This is a genomic window from Salipiger sp. ABN3_019 (assembly GCF_056158605.1).
The window spans coordinates 1,964,190-1,982,939 of the sequence record NZ_JBSWTP010000009.1 but is presented as its reverse complement, the minus strand read 5'-3'; the positions used below and the strand labels follow the sequence as shown (position 1 = coordinate 1,982,939).

The window sequence follows — 18,750 nt, the reverse complement described above, 5'->3', positions numbered from 1 at the left end:
AGCGCCGCCAGCCCGCCGGAGCGGCGGGGGCGGTAATTTGGCGGATCAGAGAGCGCGCGGTGCCGTCAGTCCGCAGCGGCGGGCGGCTCGGCGGTGTCCTGAAGCGTGCCACTTTCGCCTTCCACCGCTTCGACCGCTTCGACGAGGCTTTGGCTGTCGGCGCTGGCGGCAGCGCTGCTTTGGTCGCCAGCGCCCGCCTCTGGTCCGGCTCCGAACAGCGCCCAGAGGACAACGGCAATGACCACGAGCGCCACGCCCAGAAGCAGGGAGAGCAGCGCCACGAGGCCGCTGCGCGCCGATGAGCGGCTCTTGCGGGGGGCGTCCCGGCCAGGTGCGCGGCCTGTTGCGCGGGCCTCTGCCGCGGGTGTGTCATGCGGCGTGGCGTGGCCTGCCATGGGCGCTCTCCTTGGGTGCTGCGTTGCGTGACCGCAACGCGCAGCCCGGCGGTTCCGTTCCGCTGCACCGCGGCAATGGTCCATTTTCCGTTCATCGTGCGGGCACCTCCCCCCTGCGCGCGCCTGATTTGCGGGCGTACACGCTGAATACACGCGGAATTCAGCGCTGTGTTGCGCTTGGTCAATGATTGGTCACCGCCCCGACCTACCGTGAGGAAACGCCGGCCCGAACCGGAAGACAAGAAGCCACGCAAGGAGGCCCCATGAGCAGACTTCTGACCCTGACCCTGACCAGCCATCGCGGTCGCCGCTACCCGGTCGAGCTTTTCACCGCCGACACCGCCTTTGCCGACGAAGGCGCGGTCTATCTTCTGATGCGCCTGCCCGAGGGGCGCGCCGTGCAGGCGCAAATCCTCTATGTGGGCGACGCCGAAGCGCTTGGCGCGCAGCTTGAGGCCGACAAGCGCGAGAACGGCCCGTGGTCCCGCGCCGCCGAAATGGGGTTCGACACCGTGGGTGCCGTGGCGCTGTCGCGCCCCGAGGACCGGCAGATGATCGCCCGCGAGTTCATCGACAGCTGGCACCCGCCCTGCAACGCGGGCCAAGGCGCGCAGACCGGGCTGATGGGGCTGGCCGCGCCCCTGCCCGTCACCCTGCCGCGCAGCGCGCTCGGCCGCTGAGGCGCGAGCAGCAGCGCCTCCGAAGGGGCTCGTGGCGGCGCTCAATGGGCCACCCCCGCCGCCACGCTTTCGTCGATGAACCGCCCTTCGCGGAACCGATCCAGCCCGAACTCGGCGGTGAGCGGTGAGTGCCCCTTGGCCATCAGTTCGGCAAAGCCCCAGCCCGAGCCGGGGATCGCCTTGAAGCCGCCGGTGCCCCAGCCGCAGTTGAGAAAACAATTCTCCAGCGGTGTCTGCGACAGGATCGGCGAGCGGTCGCCGGTCACATCGACGATGCCGCCCCATTGCCGCAGCATCTTGAGGCGGCTGATCATCGGGAAGGTCTCGGTGAGCGCCCGCACGGTTTCCTCGATGTGCTGGAAGCTGCCGCGCTGGGTGTAATTGACGAAGCCGTCGGTGCCGCCGCCGATCACCATCTCGCCCTTGTCCGACTGGCTCATATAGCCGTGCACCGTGTTGGCCATGACCACCACATCCATGCAGGGTTTGATCGGCTCGGAGACCAGCGCCTGCAGCGCCACCAACTCGATCGGCAACCGGAAGCCGGCCTTCTCGGCCAGCACGCCCGAATGTCCCGCCACCACGATGCCAAGCTTGTCGCAGTCGATCTCGCCGCGGGTGGTGCTGACGCCCTGCACCTTGCCGCCCTCCGCGCGGATGCCGGTCACCTCGCAATTCTGCACGATGTCCATGCCCATGTCCGAGCAGGCCCGCGCATAGCCCCAGGCCACCGCATCGTGGCGCGCCGTGCCGCCGCGCGCCTGCCACAGCGCGCCCAGCACCGGATAGCGCGGCCCGTCGATGTTCATGATCGGGCACAGGCGTTTCACCTCGCGCGGGCCAATCATCTCGGTCTCGATGTTCTGCAGTCGGTTGGCGTGTACGGTGCGCTGATAGCCGCGCAGCTCATGCTCGGTCTGCGCCAGCATCATCACGCCGCGCGGGCTGAACATCACGTTGTAATTGAGGTCCTGACTGAGCCCCTCGTAAAGCGAGCGGGCCTTCTCATAGATCGCTGCCGAAGGGTCCTGCAGGTAGTTCGAGCGGATGATCGTGGTGTTGCGCCCGGTGTTGCCGCCGCCAAGCCAGCCCTTCTCGAGGATCGCCACATCGGTGATGCCGAAATTCTTGCCGAGGTAATAGGCGGTGGCCAGACCATGTCCGCCCGCCCCGATGATCACCACGCTGTAGCGGCGCTTCGGCTCGGGCTTGCGCCAGGCGCGCGCCCAGCCGGTGTGGTAACGGGCGGCCTCACGGGCGATGGCAAATACCGAATAGCGTTTCATGGGTCTCGAATCCGCTTTGTGAAAAATCCACTGGCTGATGCAATTCCTGCACGCGGCGGCGCGCGGTGCAACCGCCTGTCTTGCCGCGCGGTGAACACGCGGCAAAGAGCTGCAGGGCTTTGCCCTTTTTTCCCGGCGCGCGGGCATATACATGGAGGGCAGAAGGAGAGCTTGGGATGATGATTTTCTGGATCGTGACCGGCCTTGCGGTGCTTGCCGTGGCCGCCCCGATGGTGGTGGCCCTGCTGCGCGCGCGCCGCGAGATCACCGGGGCCGAGGCCTCCGACCTGCAGGTCTACCGCGACCAGCTTTCCGAGATCGACCGCGACCGCGCCCGTGGCACCATCGGCGAGGCCGAGGCCGAGCGGCTGCGCACCGAAGTGTCGCGCCGCATTCTCGCCGCCGACAGCCGCGCCCATCAAGCCGGTGCCGCGCCCGCCAGCGGCGCCGCACGCGGACCGCGCCGGCTGAGTGCCGCGCTGCTGCTGCTGGCGCTGATCGGCGGCAGCTATGCGCTCTATCTGACGCTCGGCGCGCCCGGCTATGGCGATCTGACGCTGCGCGGGCGTATCGCCGCAGCGCAAGAGATGCGCGAGGCTCGCCCCTCGCAACAAGAGGCCGAAGCCGCCCTGCCCGCCAGCCCGCCCAGCGATGCGCCCGAGGAATACGCTCAGCTCGTCACCCGCCTGCGCGGCGCGGTGGAGGAGCGCCCGGACGATCTGCAGGGCCAGATGCTGCTCGCCCGCTCTGAGGCAGCGCTTGGCAATTACGCCGCCGCCTATGCGGCGCAGCGCCGGGTGATCGACCTCAAGGCCGATGCTGCCGGTGCCGAAGATTATGCCGATCTGGCGGATATGATGGTTCTGGCGGCAGGTGGCTACGTCTCGCCCGAGGCCGAAAAAGTGCTCGATCAGGTCATGCAGCGCGATCCCGAGAACGGCGTGGCACGCTATTACGGCGGGCTGATGATGGCGCAGACCGGCCGCCCCGACAGCGCCTTCCGCATCTGGGACAATCTGCTGCGCGACAGCGACGCGGGCTCGCCCTGGGTGCCCGCCATCGCCGAGCAGATGCCGCAGATGGCGCAGCGCGCCGGGATCAACGACTACACGCTGCCGCAGATGGCCAGCGCCGATCTTCCGGGACCAACTACAGAAGACATGCAAGCCGCCTCCGAGATGTCCGAAGGCGACCGTCAGGCGATGATCGAGGGGATGGTCGACAATCTCTCGCAGCGTCTCGCTGATCAGGGCGGCAGCCCCGAGGAATGGGCCCGCCTGCTCACCGCGCTCGGCGTGCTCGGCCAGACCGATCGCGCGCAATCCATCTGGAACGAAGCGCAGCAGGTTTTCGCCACCCGCCCCGAGGCGCTCGCCACGGTGCGCCAAGGCGCGGCCCGCGCCGGCCTCACCGACTGATGGCCCGGCGGTCCATTCGTCGCTGGGCCCTTCTTCTCTTTCCAAATACGCCGGGGTGAATTGGCCGACAGGCCAAGAGGGGCAGCGCCCCTCCCTTCCCACACCGCCCGCGCTGGCTTAAACAGCGCGAAACCAGCACAGGACGCCCCGAGATGATCCACGAAGACATCGCCGATTTCGCCGCCGCCCTGCCGCCGATGCGGGCCATTGCCGGGCTCGACCTTGGCACCAAGACCATCGGCGTCGCGCTCTCGGACCGGCTGCTGTCGGTCGCCACCCCGGTGGAGACGATCAAGCGCAAGAAATTCACCCTCGACGCCGAGGCGCTGCTCAAGATCGTTCGGGACCGCGAGGTCGGCGGCATCATCCTCGGGCTGCCGCGCAATATGGACGGCTCCGAAGGCCCGCGCGCGCAATCCACCCGCGCCTTCGCGCGCAACCTGTCGAACCTCTGGGACGGGCCGATCAGCTTCTGGGACGAGCGTCTGTCGACCGTCGCCGCCGAACGCGCGCTGCTCGAAGCCGACACCTCGCGCAAGAAGCGCGCCGAGCTGATCGACCATGTGGCGGCGAGCTTCATCCTGCAGGGCGCGCTGGACCGGCTGCGCCATCTGCGCGGGGCCTGAGCCGATGACCGGCGACGCGCCCAGCGACGATGGCCCCATAGAAAGCCCCTGCATCAATATCTGCGTGGTGCACCGCGCAGCCGGGCTCTGCACCGGCTGTTTGCGCACGCTCGATGAGATCGCGGGCTGGGGCGGCTACACGCCGCAGGAACGCCGCGCCATCATGGACGCGCTGCCCGAGCGCAAGGCGCTGCTGCGCCAGCGCCGGGGCGGCCGCGCCGGACGCCGCAGCCGCGAGGCTTAGGCGGCGGCGTCGCGCATCCGGCCCTGCGCCTCTTCGATCACCTCGAGGCCAGCGCCATCGCGGGTCGACTTTTCGGACAGCACCTGCCGCCATTTGCGCGCGCCGGGACGCCCCGCGTAGAGCCCCAGCATGTGCCGCGTGATCTGATGCAGCTTCCCGCCCGACGCGATATGGCGCTCGATATAGGGAAGCATGGCGGCGACCGCCGCATCCGGCGATACCGTCTCCACATCCCGCCCGAAGATACGCGCATCCGCCTCGGCCAGCACGTCCCACGGCTGGTGATAGGCCGACCGGCCGATCATCACCCCGTCGAGGCCCCGCGCCAGATGCGCCTCGGCCTCTTCGAGGCTCTGCACCCCGCCGTTGATCGACACATGAAGCTGCGGAAAGGCGGCCTTCATCTCATGCACCAACTCGTAATCGAGCGGCGGGATATCGCGGTTCTCCTTGGGGCTGAGCCCCTGCAGCCACGCCTTGCGCGCGTGGATGGTGACCCGCGCGCAGCCCGCTGCGGCGATCTTTTCGAGGAACTCGGGCAGCACCTCGCGCGGCTCCTGCTCGTCGACACCGATGCGGCATTTCACCGTCACCTCGACGTCCACCGCCTCGCGCATGGCCGCGACGCAATCGGAGACCAGCTGCGGGTGTTTCATCAGCACCGCGCCGAAGGTGCCCGACTGCACCCGATCCGAGGGACAGCCGCAGTTGAGGTTGATCTCGTCATAGCCCGCCTCGGCCCCCAGCTTCGCCGCCTGCGCAAGCTCTTCGGGATCCGAGCCGCCAAGCTGCAGCGCCACCGGATGCTCCGAGGGATCATAGGTGAGCAGATGCAAGGCCCCGCCACGCACCAGCGCGGGCGACGTGACCATCTCGGTATAAAGCAGGCTCTCACGCGACAAGATGCGATGCAGGTACCGGCAGTGCCGGTCGGTCCAATCCATCATCGGAGCGACGGAAAGCCGCGCGGCCCGCGACAGGTCGAGATCTTTCTGTGCTGCCTGTGCGGTCATGGTGCATTGGCCCCTTGGTTGCCTGTGCGGGGCCGTTTGCCCCGGATCAGGGCCCGGTGCAATAGACTGTGCAACACAATATGCGCCGGAATGACGCCTGCTCGGCTTCGGCCCCGCGTGCAGGATAGCGCATGCGCGGGCCGGGCCCAAGCGGGCGGGCGCTGTTCAGCCTTCGGGCACTGACAGCGCCTCGGCCACCGCTTCGGCGGGCAGGTCGAGCCATGTGGCGCCCATCTCCTCGACAAAGCGCGCCTCCATGCGGCTCAGCGGGCCGGGGGTGACGATCACATGCCCCTGCCCCGAGCGCTTGGCGATCTGCCGCGCGAAAATGCGCAGCATCTGATCGTCGAAGCGGCAGCCGAGGAACAGGAATGGCGTGCCGGTGCGGCGGCGCTGCACCTCCTCGGGGATCGGACGCTGGATGTCGATCTCGGTCAGTACCTCGACGTAATCGCTGTCGGAGATCAGCATCGAGCCGCCCTTGCGCGCCAGCCCGTGCGGCTTGTAGATCAAGGTCTTCCACGCGGGATCGGCGGCTTCGACCTCGGCGCCGGTGGTGTCATAGGCGCGGGTGAAGATGTCGATCCATTCGCCATTGCGGCTGACACCCTGCACCAGCCCCCAATCTTCGGTGCCTTGGCTTGCGGCATCGAAGGCGCGCAGCAACCCGTCGTCATACCATGTGTCCACCACCATCGAGGGGCGCACCCGCGCCAGCCAGTCGTGCACCGGATTGGGGCCGGGGGTATCCCCGGCAAAGGCGTCCTGCACCAGCTTGTCGAGCGTGGCGCGGAACTTGCGGCTCTCGACATATTGCGCCACCGACCACAGGTTGCCCTGCGCCCGGCGCGGCGCACGCACCTGCGCCTCGATCTGCGCGCAGAGCGCAGCCGGAGAGCTTGGCGCGCGGCCGCCCGAGAGCGCCGAGACCTCGGGTCCGAGATAGGCGATGCGGCGTCCGGCGGCGACCTCGATCATCGCCTGTTCAAGCTGGTCATAGGGCGACATGGCTCAGTCCTCCTCGGCGGTGGTCAGGCGGCGCGCGTCCACGGTGATCGGCAGGCGCGGCGGCTCGTCAAAGGCGGGCATGGCAAAAACCCAGCCGTTCGACAGCCGGGCCCAGCCACCCCAGAGCCCCTCGTTCTCGGTCTCGACGACCATTTCCTCGAGGTCCTTCTTGGGCACATAGGCCTCGAGCCCCTTCGGCGTTTCGCGGATGATGACTTTCATTCTGCCGCCTCCCTGCTGGTGCGTGTGACGATGTGGGATTGCAGCGCGCTTGGGTCGTCCACCCGGCGCGACGCGTCCGGGTCGGCTGCAATAAGCTCGCGCTCGCGCATCCCGACGATGCTGCCGCGCCCGACAAAATCGACCGCGTAGATATAGAATTGCTGGAGGAACACGCCGATGTCGCGCACGTAGCCCTCGTCGCCCTTGCGCACCACGGTCTCGCCGATCTCGACCCCGGCCATGGTGCCGTCGTTCTTGACGTTCTTCTTCGAGATCACCTTGTCGCCCGGCTCGAAGGCCGGGTCGCGGTAGACCTCGATCTCGCGGTCATCGGTAGACATCAGGCATTCTCCTTCAGCTGAGCGAGCCGCGCGCGGGCGGTCTCGCGGATGATTTCCTCTGGATCGTCGAGCAGCGCCTCGGCCTCGGCGGTGGTGCCATTCTCGGCGACCGTGTGGCGCACCCGCATGTCCGCATCCCCGACAAAGGGCGCCGGGCAGCGCGCCGCCGCCTCGCGGCGCACCAGCGGGTCGGGATCGAGCCGCAGCCGGTCGAGCCAGCCCTCGCCGATGCGCCGCGCGACGATGCGGCGGATCTCGGGGTCGTCATCGCCGAGCATCACCGGCAGCATTCCCGGCGCGGCGCGGCGTGCGACGATGCTGCGCACATAGCTGTCGGCGTCGTCCGCCATCGCCACCAGCGCATCCACATCGAGCCGATGCGCCACGGCGATGCGCACCCGCCGGTCCGGATCATGCACCCGCCGCGCCGCCTGCACGCTGGGCAGGCGCAGGATCGCCATGGCGCGCACCCCGGCATCCGGGTCCGACAGCATCCGCGGCAAGCGAAAGACCGAGGCCACCCTTGCGGCATTCATCCGCACCTCAAAGTAAGGGTGCGTCAGGCATTCGTCGGCCAGATCGCGGTTGAGCAGAAAGAACCGCTCGATCCGCTTGGCGTAGCGGTCGTGCAGGCAGGACCAGCCCAGCCCGCAGCGCCCCGGTGCCAGCCGGGCACGAAACCGGCAGCCCGTGCAATCAAGCGGCGCGCCCTGCCAGTCGAGAGGCTCTGGTCCATCGGGCATGCTCAGGCCGGCACGCAGGTTTCCGGCACCGGGCAGATCTCGGCGCATTGCGGGATATCGTAGTGCCCCTTGCACTCGGTGCAGAGGTCGGGATCGATGATGTAGGTCTCATCCTCGAAGCGGATCGCGGCGTTGGGGCATTCAAACTCGCAGGCACCGCAGACGGTGCAATTGCTCTGGACGATGGTCAGGGACATGGCGTGCTCACTCCTGATGCGAACGGCTGTCGAAGGGCGCGGGCTGCGCCCCCCCCGGGGGAACTTGCGGTCAGGCGATTTCAGCGGCGGGAAGCCCCGCCTTGGCGCGGTAGACCGCCGAGACCGCGGTCTCGATGTACTCGTAGGCGTAGTCCTGAATGGCCTCGATCCCGGCGGCTTCGAGGTCTTCGCGCGGGCAGTCGCCGATCTTGGCCACGAGGATCGTGTCGATCCCCTCGAGCGTCTTGATCACCAGTTCGAGCTTGTCCTCTTCGCCGTAGCCGCCGACGCAGTAATTGTCGCAGCGCCGGTGGGTGACAAAGCGCACGCCTTCCGCATCCACCTCGAAGATCTGAAATTCGGTGGCATGGCCGAAGTGCTGATTGATCCGCCCGCCGCCCTTGGTGGCGACCGCGATCAGCATCGCACCGGCATCGCCCGCAACGGCGGCCTGCGTTTCGGCCTTGGCTTCCTCGGCGGCGGCGCGGCGCTCGCCGCGCTCTTCGGCGACCCACTCTTTGTAGGCCTCGCGCTTGGAGGGATCGTAGGTCACCTCGTCGGGCACCAGATCCATGGTGAACTCCTGCCCGCGGTCCTCGCCCAGCAGGCCCACCGCATCGGCGCGGCACTGGCGGCAGTGCTTCATCAGGTTGGCCCCGCCCGCGCAGGCATCCTGCAGCTTCTTCAGCTCGGCGGCGGTCGGCCCGCGCTGGCCTTCGAGACCAAAGACCGTGCCATGCTCGGGGGCCGAGATCAGCGGCATGATGTTGTGCAGGAAGGCGCCGCGCTTCTTCACCTCCTTGTTCACCTCAAGAAGATGCTCGTCATTGATGCCGGGGATCATCACCGAGTTGACCTTCACGAGGATGCCGCGCTCGTGCAGCATGTCGAGGCTCTGCATCTGCCGCTCGTGCAGGATCTGGCTGGCCTCGAGCCCGGTGCGGCGCTTGTGGTCCCAGAAAATCCACGGGTAGATCTTCGTGCCGACCTCGGGGTCGATCATGTTGATCGTCAGCGTCACATGGTCGATGTTCATGTCGAGCAGATCATCCACGTGATCGGGCAGCGCCAGACCGTTGGTCGAGAGGCAGAGTTTAATGTCGGGCAGTTGCTCATGGACCAGCCGGAAGGTCTCGCGGGTCTTTTTCCAATCGTAGGCGCTGTCGCCCGGCCCGGCGATGCCAAGCACCGAAAGTTGCGGGATCTCATTGGCGACGGCGATCACCTTGCGCGCGGCCTTTTCCGGCGTCAGCCGTTCCGAGACCACGCCGGGGCGGGATTCATTGGCGCAGTCGTACTTGCGGTTGCAGTAGTTGCACTGGATGTTGCAGGCGGGTGCCACGGCCACATGCATGCGCGCGAAGTAGTGATGCGCCTCTTCCGAATAGCACGGGTGATCCTTCACCTTTTCCCAAGTGGCCGGGTCCATATCCTCTGGCGCGTCGGAGGAGCCACAGGCCGAGGAGGAGCAGCCTTCGGATTCCATCGCCTTGGTGAGCGTATCCTTGGAGCCGACCGAGAGGTCGCCGATCGAAATGACATTGGACATGCGCGCGTTTCCTTCATGCTGGAGGTTCGGAGCGTTTCCATGTCCTTCAGCAAGCGCCGTGCCAAACGCCGGGGCCTTGGGTTTTGCGACATTCCGGCGGGCGATTGTCGCGCCGGATGTCGCTAAGGGCACAAAGCCTGCAACATCCCAAGCGCCGTGGCCCTACAAACGCGCGTGGCTAAACTGGGATTAGCGGACAGGGATTGGCAAACGCAAACGGCCCGATCCATTTCGGACCGGGCCGCCATAGGCGCGCTTGGGAGGGATCAGATCTTGCGCACCTCGATGCCGTGTTTTTGCAGCGCGTAAGCCACCTGCCGCGGTGTCATACCCAAAAGCCGCGCGGCCTTGGCCTGCACCCAGCCCGCCTCTTCCATCGCCGCGATCAGATCCTCGCGGGCGGTGTTGGCGGTCTTGCGGCGCGGATACCCGAGGGTGTCGTCGGGGCTGCTGGCCACGGGCGGCGCGGGCGGCGGCGGTGTGCGCCGCACGGTGGGCGTCACCACCCGCCCCACACCAAGCCCGCCAATCGGCGAGGCCGCGCCTTCCTGTAGCCGCGACAGTTCCGACGACAGGCAAGTGCCCTGCTGGCAGGCCAGTTCCTGCCCGAGCACCACCACACCATCCGACAGCGCCGCAGCCCGGTTCACGCAGTTCTCCAGCTCGCGCACGTTGCCGGGGAAGCTGCATTTGCAGATCGTCTCGAAGGCATCGGGCGCGAACACCACGCTAGTGCCGTTCATCTGGTTGAACCGATCGAGGAACAACTGCGCCAGCGGGCGGATGTCGCTTTTGCGGTCGCGCAGGGGCGGCAGCACGATGGGCACGACGCAGATGCGGAAATATAGATCGGCGCGGAAACTGCCCTCGGCGACGCTGCGCTCGAGATCCTTGTTGGTGGCGGCGACGATGCGCGTGTCGACCTTGATCGTCTTGGTGCCGCCGACCCGTTCGAACTCACCCTCCTGCAGAACCCGCAGAAGCTTGGTCTGGAACGCGGGCGAGATCTCTCCGATCTCGTCAAGGAACAGCGTGCCCTTGTCGGCCAGTTCGAACCGTCCTTTCTTCAGCGCCCCGGCGCTGGTGAACGCGCCCTTCTCATGGCCGAAAAGCTCCGACTCCAGCAGCGTTTCCGACAGCGCCGCGCAGTTCACCCGCACGAACGGCCCGCGCGCCCGATCCGAGGCGGTGTGCACGGCGCGGGCGAAAAGCTCTTTGCCGGTGCCGCTTTCGCCGCGCAGCAGCACCGGGGCACGGGTTCCGGCCACCCGTTTCACCTGCGCGATCACATCGGCAATGGCCGGGCTGTCGCCGACGATGCCGTCGATATTGACCGGCGGGCGCTGCCGGGTCCGGCCGTCGGTGACGCTTTGCAGCATGCGCCGCGTGTCGGTCAGCGCGCGCTCGCGGTCGCGGGCGATGCGGCGGCGGAAGCGCAGCGCCTGTTCGAGCAGCGCGGCCACCATCGTCATCACCCGCACATCCAGATCCGAGGCGCCGGTGAGGTCGCTGTCATGGCTGCGGAAGGCACAGAGCACCCCCAGCACGAACTGGCTGCGCTCGGGGTCGCGCAGCGGCACGGCCACCAAGGTCTGACCACAGTCGCGCAGCCGCGTGGGCACCGCGTCCGGCCCGTATTCATCGGCCAGATCGAAAGAGACCAGCGTCACCCCCGAGCGGAACACCATCTGCACCACCTTGTCCGGGATCACCTCTGCGATCGGCATGCTGTCGTCATGCACAAAGGCGGTGGCGGCGATATGATAGGGGTTCACCGTGCCGGGGGGCGGCGCGCTGCCGGGCTCTGCCAGCAAGGCCAGAACCCCGTGTCGCAGGTCGAGAAACGATGAAAGAACATTTAAAATATCCGGCACCACGTCGATCGGATCGGGTGCCGTTGCAAAAGACTTGGCGATCTCGAAGACCGCATCGAGCGCGTGCCGCTCGGCCGCGCCACGGCCTGCAGGCATGTGTGTCGCCTCGGAATTTCTTGGGTCGTGCGTGGTCGTAGAGATCATGTCGAGCCCTCTCCTGAAGTGACGTCCTCCCAGATGTCTCTCTTCAACGGGCGCGTATCGGGGCTCCTCTCCCCGGCGTCCGTTCGAGCACTCTATCAACTGAAGGCAAACTCCGGGGGGCTTTCGCGCGGCAGCGGCCACAGGATACCTCTCAGCCACGCTGCGGCCCGCCCGATGCCCAAGCTTGCAGCAGCCGCGCGCCGTTTCCGCCAGAAAAACGCAGATCAAAGCGGTTCGGGTCATCAATAGGTCACATCTCGCGGATACCCGACAGAATCACTGCACCCGGACTCGGCCGCCACTACTCGGCAACTGCCGCACGCCGCCTCTGGTAAGACGAGGCGAGTCCCAGCATGGAGCGATATTTGGCCACGGTGCGCCGGGCGATGCGCAGACCTGCCCGCTCGGCAAGCTCGACAATCGCATCATCCGAGAGCGGCTGCGTCTTGTCCTCATTGCGCACGGTGGTTTCGACAAAGCAAAGCGCGCTGTCGCGCGAGACGGCGGGCGCCCCCGCCATGGACGAGACAGCGCGCGAGAAGAACGCCTTCAGCGGCAGCGCATGTGTCGGGGTCTGGATCATCCGCCCCGAGATGGCGCGCGAGACCGTCGAGGCGTGAAGCCCAAGCTCTCCAGCCACGTCTTCGAGGGTGAGCGGCACCAGATCCTCTGCCGCGCCGCGATCAAGAAAGGCGGCCTGTTTGGCGACCAGCACGGCGGCGGTGCGCAGCAATGTGTCGCCGCGCCGTTCCAGCGCCAGCGCCAGCGCGCGCGCCTCCGACAGCGCCTTGCGGTTGGCGCGGCGAGCCTCGGCGGTATCGCCCTCGACCCCGCGCTCTTCCTGAACGGTGATCTTTGGCGTGGTGGCGCGGTTGAGCTCGACCGTCCAGCCGTCTTCGCTGCGGGTGGCCAGGATATCGGGCGGGAAGACCGGCACCGCCACGTGATCGAAGGCCAGCCCCGGCTTGGGGTCGAGCCCCTTGAGCTGTGACAGGATGTCGGGCACATCCGCGGGCTCGCAGTCGCACAGCACCGCAAGCTCGGCGATGCGCCCCTCGCCGACCAGATCGAGATTGGCCAGCAGCGTCTCGACCTCCCATGTCAGCAGGTCCGCCTCGCGCGCCTGGATCAGCAGGCATTCGGCAAGGTTGCGGGCAAACAGCCCCGCAGGCTCGATCCCCTGCAGCGCGCGCAGCACCTGCTCGGCGCGGAGGCTGGGCACCCCGGCCTGCAGCGCCACGGCCTCGACCGGCTGGCCAAGCCAGCCCGTGGGCTCCAGCGCCTCGGCAAAACGCAGCGCGATCATCCGGTCCTGCGGCGCCGGGAAGGCCAGTTCGATCTGCCCCACCACATGCGACATCAGGCTTGGCCGATCCGCCGCCAGCGCCGCCACCGCGTCGAAATCATCGCCGCCGCGCGCGACAAAGGCGGCGGGCGGACGATAGGAGACATAGGGGTTGGTCTCGGCGCGCTCGGCCAGATGCTCCGAGAGATCCTCGGACGCCATGCCGAGGATCGACAGGGAGTGCAGCATCTGCCCCCCCATCTGCATGGTCTGCCGTGTCGAAAGCGTCTGGACCAGTTCCATGGCTAGATTCCTATCACGCTGCCGCCGCTACGGTTGCGCTGCGCCCCATCTGCCGCGGCGTCGCAACGCCCGCCTGCGCAAATCTGCGGCGATGGCGGGCCCGAGTGATATCTGCGGTGCCGTATGCGGCACCGCCCACCACGCCAGATGGGGCACGCCCGCTCATTCCTCCGGCACGCTGTTCGACGGCTCGGCATTGAGCTGCGCGTAATTCGCATCGCCAATGCTGCCCAGCAGCTCGAGCTGGGTTTCGAGGTAGTCGATATGCCCCTCCTCGTCGGTCATCAGCTCTTCGAAGAGGTTCTTGCTGACGTAATCGCCCTCGGCCTCGCAGAGCTCGCGGGCTTCCTTATAGAGCGCGCGTGCGCCGTATTCTGCTTCGAGATCGGCCTCTAGCGTCTCCTTCGGGGTCTCGCCGATGCGCAGCGGATCGAGCACCTGCAGGTTCGGATGACCTTCAAGAAAGATGATCCGGTCGATCAGCTTGTCCGCATGGCCCATCTCTTCGATGCTTTCCTCGCGCGACTTGGCGGCCATCTTCTGCAGCCCCCAATCGGCCTGCAGCCGGTAATGCAGCCAATACTGGTTGACCGCCGTCAACTCGGAGCGCAGCGCCTTGTTGAGATAATCGATGACCTTTGCATTGCCCTTCATAGTCTACCTTCCCTGATTGCGGTTTTCGTCTCTGTGGTTTCATCCGAGCCGTAGCCCAGCTTGTGGCGGAAGCGCTGCGCCTCGGTGTTGACGAGCCGGCAGCAGCGCCCGCATTCCATGCGCCGGCCGGCGCGGTGAAAGACCCGGCCCGGGGTGATCACCGTCCACGGGTCCTCGTGGAGCATCTCGCGCACGACCGCCTGCACCGCGCGTTGATCGAGGCAGGTGCAGGAACATAGGATCATCGTCGCCCCCCTCGGCGCTGCGCTTTGCCCTCAGCCGCCGGTCGCCAGACCCGCGCGCCCCCCAGCCCCCACCGATGCCAGCCGCAGCGGCACCAGATCATGCACCGTGCCCGCCACCGGCACCGGCGCGACCTCGGCCCGCCCATCGCAAAGCGTGATGACCTTGCTGCACAGGCGGCGGACCTCTTGCGGGGCGTGGCTGATGAAGATCATCGGCACCTGCGTGCGCGCCTGCACCTCGGCGATCAGATCGAGCGTGCGCGCCTTCAGCGCCGGGTCGAGCGCCGAGACCGGCTCGTCGAGGAGCAGCAATTCCGGCTCGGCCATCAACGCCCGCGCGATCGCTGCGCGCTGCCGCTCTCCGCCCGACAGCCGACCGGGCCGGGCGCGCAGCAGCGGGCGAAGCTCCAGCGCGTCGATCACCTCATCCCAAAAACCCGTGCCGACGTTGCTGGCGCCATAGGCAAGGTTCTTGCCGACGCTCATATGCGGGAACAGCACGCCGTCCTGAAACACCACGCCAATGCCGCGCCGCGCGGGCGCGACCGACAGGCCCGTTGCCGCATCGAAAAGGCTGCGACCGTTGAGGCTGATATAGCCGCCCGAGGGCCTGATGTGCCCGGCGAGACAGGAAAACAGCGTCGATTTGCCCGCCCCCGAGCGCCCGATCAGCCCGGTCACGCCGCGCGCTTCGAGCAGCAGATCAACGTCGAGCAGAAAGTCGCCCTGCCGGTGTTTGAGGCTAATTTCGATCAGCCCCGGACGCGCGTGCCGCCGCCTGCGATGCGAGGACCCCATGATCATGCCCGTGCCTCCTGTTGCCATGTGAGCCGCCGCGATACCGCCTCGGATGCCAGCAGCGCCGCCCCCGCAAGTGCCAGCGACAGCAGGCAGAGCCGGGTCGCCGCGGCCTCTCCGCCGGGGCTTTGGGTAACGGTGAACAGCGCCAGCGGCAGGGTCTGGGTGCGGCCCGGAATATTGCCCGCAAGGGTGATGGTCGCGCCGAACTCGCCGACCGCGCGGGCAAAGGCCAGCGTCAGCCCGGTCAGGATCCCCGGCGCCATCAGCGGCAGGGTGACGGTGGCGAAGATCTTCACCTCCGACGCGCCCAGCGAGCGCGCCGCGCGGGCAAAGCGCGGGTCGAGCGCCTCGGCGGACTGGCGGATGGCGCGCACCATCAGCGGAAAGCCCACCACGGCGCAGGCGATCACCACGGCGCTTTCGGAAAAGGCGATGCGGAGGCCGAACCATTGCTCCAGCGGCGCGCCAATTAGGCCGCGACGCCCCAGCGCCAGCAGCAGCAGATAGCCCAGCACCACCGGCGGCAGCACCAGCGGCAGATGCACCAGCGCGTTCAGCGCAGCATGGCCGGGAAAGCGCCGGGTGCCCAGCAGCCAGCCAAGGCCCACCGCCAGCGGCAGCGACCACAGCACCGCGCGTGCCGAGGCCGAGAGCGACAGCAGCAGTGCCGCCTGTTCTGCGGGCTCGAGCATCATGTGCCGCCCTCCAATGCGATGAAGCCATGTTCGGCCAGCACCCCCGCCGCCTCGGCACTGCCAAGGTAGCTGCAGAGCGCCGCGCCGCCTTCTGCGTCCTCGCCCTGCGCCAGCGGCGCCACGAGGTAGCGAATGGGCGGATGGCTGTCTTCGGGGATGTCCCAGACCACCTGCACCCCCGGCTGACCGGCGGCGTCCGAGGCATAGACCAGCCCCAGCGCCGCATCGCCCGAGGCCACCGCCGCGACGGTGGCGAGCGTGTTGCGCGTCGGCACGAAGGCCGGAGCGATCCTCTCCCAGACCTTCAGCGTCTCGAGCGCGGCCTTGCCGTAGCTGCCCACCGGGGCGGTCTCGGGATCGGCCATGACGAAATTCTCACCGGCAAGCCGCGCGCCGATCTCCTCGGGCACAAGCGCGGCTGCCCCGGCGGGCGCGATCAGCACCAGCCGGTTGGACATCAGCACCGAGACCTCCGCCTCGGCCACCAGCCCGCGCTCGATGAGATAGGCCATCCACTTGGGGTTGGCGGAGACGAAGATATCCGCCGGCGCGCCCTGCTCGATCTGCCGCGCCAGCATCCCCGAGGCGCCGTAGCTGGTGACCGCCGCGATGCCGCTTTCCTGCAGCGCCGCATCCAGCGCGCGGCTGGTCGAGGCCGCAGCCAGCACCATGGGATCAGCCGCCGCCAGCGCCGGAACGCAGACGGCCAGCACCGCAAGGAGGCGCGCCGGGCGGATCATTGCGCGCCCAGCTTGAGCGTGTCGAGACCGACGAAGCGCGCCTTCATCTTTGCCTCTTCGTCGCGGAATACCTTAAAGACCTTTTCCTTCAGCGGCGTGCTTTCGAGGAAGTCGGCATAGGCCTGCTTGAGCAGCCCGCGCGCCTGCAGGAACACCTCTTCCTCGGTCAGCCCGTCAAAGCTCGCGTCGCGCAGATAGCCGCCAAAGCGCTTCATGATGTGCAGCCGCGAGACGTTGACCACCTCCTGCTCGAAGGGCAGCAGCAGATAGGTAAAGATATCCTCCGCCGAGGACAGTTTGCCGATGTGGTCCAGAACGCCGGTCTCTTCGAAATCCTTGGGCATGGTCTCTCTCCTTGTTGCTTGCGTGGCTTGGTTGGGTGAAATCAGTTCGGCCTCTCGGTGGGCACATCTTGCAGGCGCCCATCCGGGGCGTGGCAGCGCGCCTCATGGTGCTGCAGATCGCGGTCGCGCGCGGCGAGCCGTGCCTCGAGAAAGGCGACGCGGTCCGCGAGCCCGGCCAGCGAGCGCCCCACGGGATCGGGGATCAGGTGATGATTGAGATCGACGCGATAGGGATCGGCGCTGGGACGCGGCGCGCTGCGCACGATGCGCGCGGGAATGCCGACCACCGTCGCGCCCGGCGGCACCGCTTCGACGACCACCGAATTGGCCCCGACACGGGCCCCGGCGGCGACGGTGATCGGCCCGAGGATCTTGGCCCCCGCACCCACCATCACCCCGTCGCCAAGCGTCGGATGGCGCTTGCCCGGCGACCACGACACGCCGCCCAGCGTCACCCCATGATAAAGCGTCACGTCGCGGCCCACTTCAGCGGTCTCGCCAATCACCACGCCCGCGCCATGGTCGATGAAGAACCCCGGCCCGATCTGCGCGCCGGGATGGATGTCGATGCCGGTGACGGCGCGCGCCGCGTAGGACAGCAGCCGCGCCCAGAAGCGCCAGCCGCGCCGCCACAGCCCATGCGCCAGCCGATGCGCCACCGTGGCGTGCAGGCCCGGATAGGTCAGCGCGGTTTCCAGCTTGCCGCGCGCTGCCGGATCGCGCTGCCGGATGGCGGCGAAATCGGCGCTTATGAGGCGGCGCAGGCTCATGACGCCTGCCCCGCATCCGGCACCAGCGCCAGCCCCGAGACGCGCGCCACCATGCGGCGCAGATCCTCGGGCGTGGCGGGCCGTTTGAACCGCTGCGCGTGGGCGCGCAGATGCGGTTTCAGCGCCAGCGCGATACCGTCGGTGGCAGGCAAGCCCGCCGCGCTCAACGCCGCGCGCAGCCCCGCCAGACCCGAGTGCTTGCCGATTACGAGCTGCCGCTCGCGGCCAAAGCGCGAGGGCGCGCAGCGCGGGTCCTCGTAGGTGTCGGGGCTCTTGAGGATAGCGTCCACATGGATCCCCGCCTCATGCGCAAAGACCAGATCGCCGGTGATCGGCTTGGCCACCGGCAGCGCCCGCCCCGAGGCGCGCGCCACCACCGCCGAAAGCGCGGGCAGCGCGGTCAGGTCGATGCCGGTGGCGATGCCGTTCGCCTCCAGCGCCGCGCCGACCTCTTCCAGCGCAGCGTTGCCCGCCCGCTCGCCAAGGCCGTTCACGGTGACCGACAGGAACGGCGCGCCCGCGTGATAGGCCATCATCGTGTTGGCGGTGGCCATGCCGAAATCATTGTGCGCGTGCATCTCGATGGGCAGCGTGATGCGCTCGGCCAGCGCCGCCACCAGCCGGTAGGCGCCCATCGGATCAAGCAGCCCAAGCGTGTCGGCGATACGGAAGCGCACCGCCCCTGCCGCCGCCGCCACCTCGGCCAGCCGCACGAGGAACTCGGGATCGGTGCGGCTGGCGTCTTCGGCCCCGACCGAGACCACATGCCCGCGATCCACGGCGCAGAACACCAGCGCGGCGGTCTCGGCCAGCAGCCAGTCCGGGCTGCGGCCCAGCTTGCCATCAAGCTGCATCTTCGATGTGGGGACGGCGAAATGCACCCGCCGCACCCCGGTCTTCATCGCCATGTCCAGATCGCTCATCCGCAGGCGGCACCAGGCCACCGGCTCGGCGCGGGTCAGCTCCGCCGCCAGCACCCGCATGTCGGCCACCTCGTCCCAGCCCATCGCCGGGATGCCCAGCTCGATCTCGGCGACCCCTGCGCGGTCGAGCGCCCGGGCGATGGCGCGTTTCTCGGTCAGGGTGAAGGCGACGCCGGCGGTCTGCTCGCCATCGCGCAGGGTGGTGTCGCAGATCGCGACCTGTGGCTGAGAGGAGAGGAAGGACATGGCA

Annotated in this window: 23 protein-coding genes; 4 read left to right on the top strand and 19 right to left on the bottom strand. The window is 68.0% G+C overall.

Annotated features, from left to right (window positions below):
• Nucleotides 1-65 precede the first annotated feature (65 nt).
• A complete protein-coding gene (locus tag ACXAD2_RS17785; protein WP_475172433.1) occupies nt 66-395 on the bottom strand; it encodes a hypothetical protein in 330 nt (109 codons plus the stop codon).
• Nucleotides 396-658: 263 nt separating this feature from the next.
• On the opposite strand from ACXAD2_RS17785, the gene ACXAD2_RS17780 reads away from it, so the two are divergent.
• Entirely contained in the window at nt 659-1,075 is a 417-nt protein-coding gene (locus ACXAD2_RS17780) for a hypothetical protein (RefSeq protein WP_066099639.1), read from the top strand.
• A 41-nt stretch (nt 1,076-1,116) separates the two neighbouring features.
• Here the strand turns inward: ACXAD2_RS17780 and ACXAD2_RS17775 are convergent, their stop codons facing one another.
• Nucleotides 1,117-2,361 (bottom strand): sarcosine oxidase subunit beta family protein, encoded by a 1,245-nt coding sequence (locus ACXAD2_RS17775; RefSeq protein ID WP_475172430.1) that lies wholly within the window; start codon nt 2,359-2,361, stop codon nt 1,117-1,119.
• Between the two features lie 176 nt (nt 2,362-2,537).
• Here ACXAD2_RS17775 and ccmI point away from each other — a divergent pair, with 176 nt between their 5' ends.
• The 3 genes from ccmI (at nt 2,538) to ACXAD2_RS17760 (ending at nt 4,649) form a co-directional block, all read left to right on the top strand.
• Complete coding sequence (ccmI, locus tag ACXAD2_RS17770; protein WP_475172428.1) at nt 2,538-3,779, top strand: c-type cytochrome biogenesis protein CcmI; 1,242 nt, start codon at nt 2,538-2,540, stop codon at nt 3,777-3,779.
• 152 nt (nt 3,780-3,931) lie between these two features.
• Entirely contained in the window at nt 3,932-4,405 is a 474-nt protein-coding gene (ruvX, locus tag ACXAD2_RS17765) for a Holliday junction resolvase RuvX (protein WP_224900365.1), read from the top strand.
• Between the two features lie 4 nt (nt 4,406-4,409).
• Complete coding sequence (locus ACXAD2_RS17760) at nt 4,410-4,649, top strand: DUF1289 domain-containing protein (protein ID WP_475172424.1); 240 nt, start codon at nt 4,410-4,412, stop codon at nt 4,647-4,649.
• Here ACXAD2_RS17760 and dusA read toward each other — a convergent pair.
• The 17 genes from dusA to nifV all read right to left on the bottom strand — a co-directional run bounded on the left by dusA (nt 4,646) and on the right by nifV (nt 18,746).
• The gene (gene dusA / locus ACXAD2_RS17755; protein WP_475172422.1) at nt 4,646-5,662 is read right to left on the bottom strand and encodes a tRNA dihydrouridine(20/20a) synthase DusA; all 1,017 of its coding nucleotides are present in this window, start codon (nt 5,660-5,662) and stop codon (nt 4,646-4,648) included. The genes ACXAD2_RS17760 and dusA overlap by 4 nt on opposite strands.
• Before the next feature lie 165 nt (nt 5,663-5,827).
• Nucleotides 5,828-6,670 carry an SIR2 family NAD-dependent protein deacylase gene (locus ACXAD2_RS17750; RefSeq protein WP_475172420.1) on the bottom strand — a complete coding sequence of 281 codons (843 nt, stop codon included), beginning with the start codon at nt 6,668-6,670 and terminating at the stop codon, nt 5,828-5,830.
• Nucleotides 6,671-6,673: 3 nt separating this feature from the next.
• The gene (gene nifT / locus ACXAD2_RS17745) at nt 6,674-6,892 is read right to left on the bottom strand and encodes a putative nitrogen fixation protein NifT (RefSeq protein ID WP_475172417.1); all 219 of its coding nucleotides are present in this window, start codon (nt 6,890-6,892) and stop codon (nt 6,674-6,676) included.
• Nucleotides 6,889-7,233, bottom strand: coding sequence for a nitrogen fixation protein NifZ (locus ACXAD2_RS17740; protein ID WP_066099615.1), 345 nt, complete (start codon nt 7,231-7,233; stop codon nt 6,889-6,891). Before ACXAD2_RS17740 ends, nifT begins: the two co-directional genes overlap by 4 nt.
• Complete coding sequence (locus ACXAD2_RS17735) at nt 7,233-7,976, bottom strand: 4Fe4S-binding leucine-rich repeat protein (protein ID WP_475172414.1); 744 nt, start codon at nt 7,974-7,976, stop codon at nt 7,233-7,235. The genes ACXAD2_RS17740 and ACXAD2_RS17735 overlap by 1 nt, the downstream gene beginning before the upstream one ends.
• A gap of 2 nt (nt 7,977-7,978) precedes the next feature.
• A complete protein-coding gene (locus ACXAD2_RS17730) occupies nt 7,979-8,173 on the bottom strand; it encodes a 4Fe-4S binding protein (RefSeq protein ID WP_475172411.1) in 195 nt (64 codons plus the stop codon).
• A 70-nt stretch (nt 8,174-8,243) separates the two neighbouring features.
• Nucleotides 8,244-9,722, bottom strand: coding sequence for a nitrogenase cofactor biosynthesis protein NifB (nifB, locus tag ACXAD2_RS17725; protein ID WP_475172408.1), 1,479 nt, complete (start codon nt 9,720-9,722; stop codon nt 8,244-8,246).
• A 266-nt stretch (nt 9,723-9,988) separates the two neighbouring features.
• Nucleotides 9,989-11,692 carry a nif-specific transcriptional activator NifA gene (gene nifA / locus ACXAD2_RS17720; RefSeq protein WP_475172405.1) on the bottom strand — a complete coding sequence of 568 codons (1,704 nt, stop codon included), beginning with the start codon at nt 11,690-11,692 and terminating at the stop codon, nt 9,989-9,991.
• Between the two features lie 349 nt (nt 11,693-12,041).
• On the bottom strand, nt 12,042-13,328 hold the full coding sequence (gene rpoN, locus ACXAD2_RS17715; RefSeq protein WP_475172403.1) for an RNA polymerase factor sigma-54: 1,287 nt from the start codon (nt 13,326-13,328) through the stop codon (nt 12,042-12,044).
• 162 nt (nt 13,329-13,490) lie between these two features.
• Nucleotides 13,491-13,982, bottom strand: a complete 492-nt coding sequence (gene bfr / locus ACXAD2_RS17710) for a bacterioferritin (protein WP_066099600.1) — start codon at nt 13,980-13,982, stop codon at nt 13,491-13,493.
• Nucleotides 13,979-14,227, bottom strand: a complete 249-nt coding sequence (locus ACXAD2_RS17705; protein WP_475172400.1) for a hypothetical protein — start codon at nt 14,225-14,227, stop codon at nt 13,979-13,981. The genes bfr and ACXAD2_RS17705 overlap by 4 nt, the downstream gene beginning before the upstream one ends.
• 30 nt (nt 14,228-14,257) lie before the next feature.
• Nucleotides 14,258-15,031, bottom strand: a complete 774-nt coding sequence (locus ACXAD2_RS17700) for an ATP-binding cassette domain-containing protein (RefSeq protein WP_475172397.1) — start codon at nt 15,029-15,031, stop codon at nt 14,258-14,260.
• Complete coding sequence (gene modB / locus ACXAD2_RS17695) at nt 15,028-15,723, bottom strand: molybdate ABC transporter permease subunit (RefSeq protein WP_475172393.1); 696 nt, start codon at nt 15,721-15,723, stop codon at nt 15,028-15,030. Before modB ends, ACXAD2_RS17700 begins: the two co-directional genes overlap by 4 nt.
• A complete protein-coding gene (gene modA, locus ACXAD2_RS17690; protein ID WP_475172391.1) occupies nt 15,720-16,463 on the bottom strand; it encodes a molybdate ABC transporter substrate-binding protein in 744 nt (247 codons plus the stop codon). Before modA ends, modB begins: the two co-directional genes overlap by 4 nt.
• On the bottom strand, nt 16,460-16,807 hold the full coding sequence (gene nifW, locus ACXAD2_RS17685; RefSeq protein WP_066099588.1) for a nitrogenase stabilizing/protective protein NifW: 348 nt from the start codon (nt 16,805-16,807) through the stop codon (nt 16,460-16,462). The genes modA and nifW overlap by 4 nt, the downstream gene beginning before the upstream one ends.
• A gap of 41 nt (nt 16,808-16,848) precedes the next feature.
• On the bottom strand, nt 16,849-17,577 hold the full coding sequence (cysE, locus tag ACXAD2_RS17680) for a serine O-acetyltransferase (protein WP_157373881.1): 729 nt from the start codon (nt 17,575-17,577) through the stop codon (nt 16,849-16,851).
• Nucleotides 17,574-18,746 carry a homocitrate synthase gene (gene nifV, locus ACXAD2_RS17675; protein WP_475172387.1) on the bottom strand — a complete coding sequence of 391 codons (1,173 nt, stop codon included), beginning with the start codon at nt 18,744-18,746 and terminating at the stop codon, nt 17,574-17,576. Before nifV ends, cysE begins: the two co-directional genes overlap by 4 nt.
• Between the last annotated feature and the right edge of the window lie 4 nt (nt 18,747-18,750).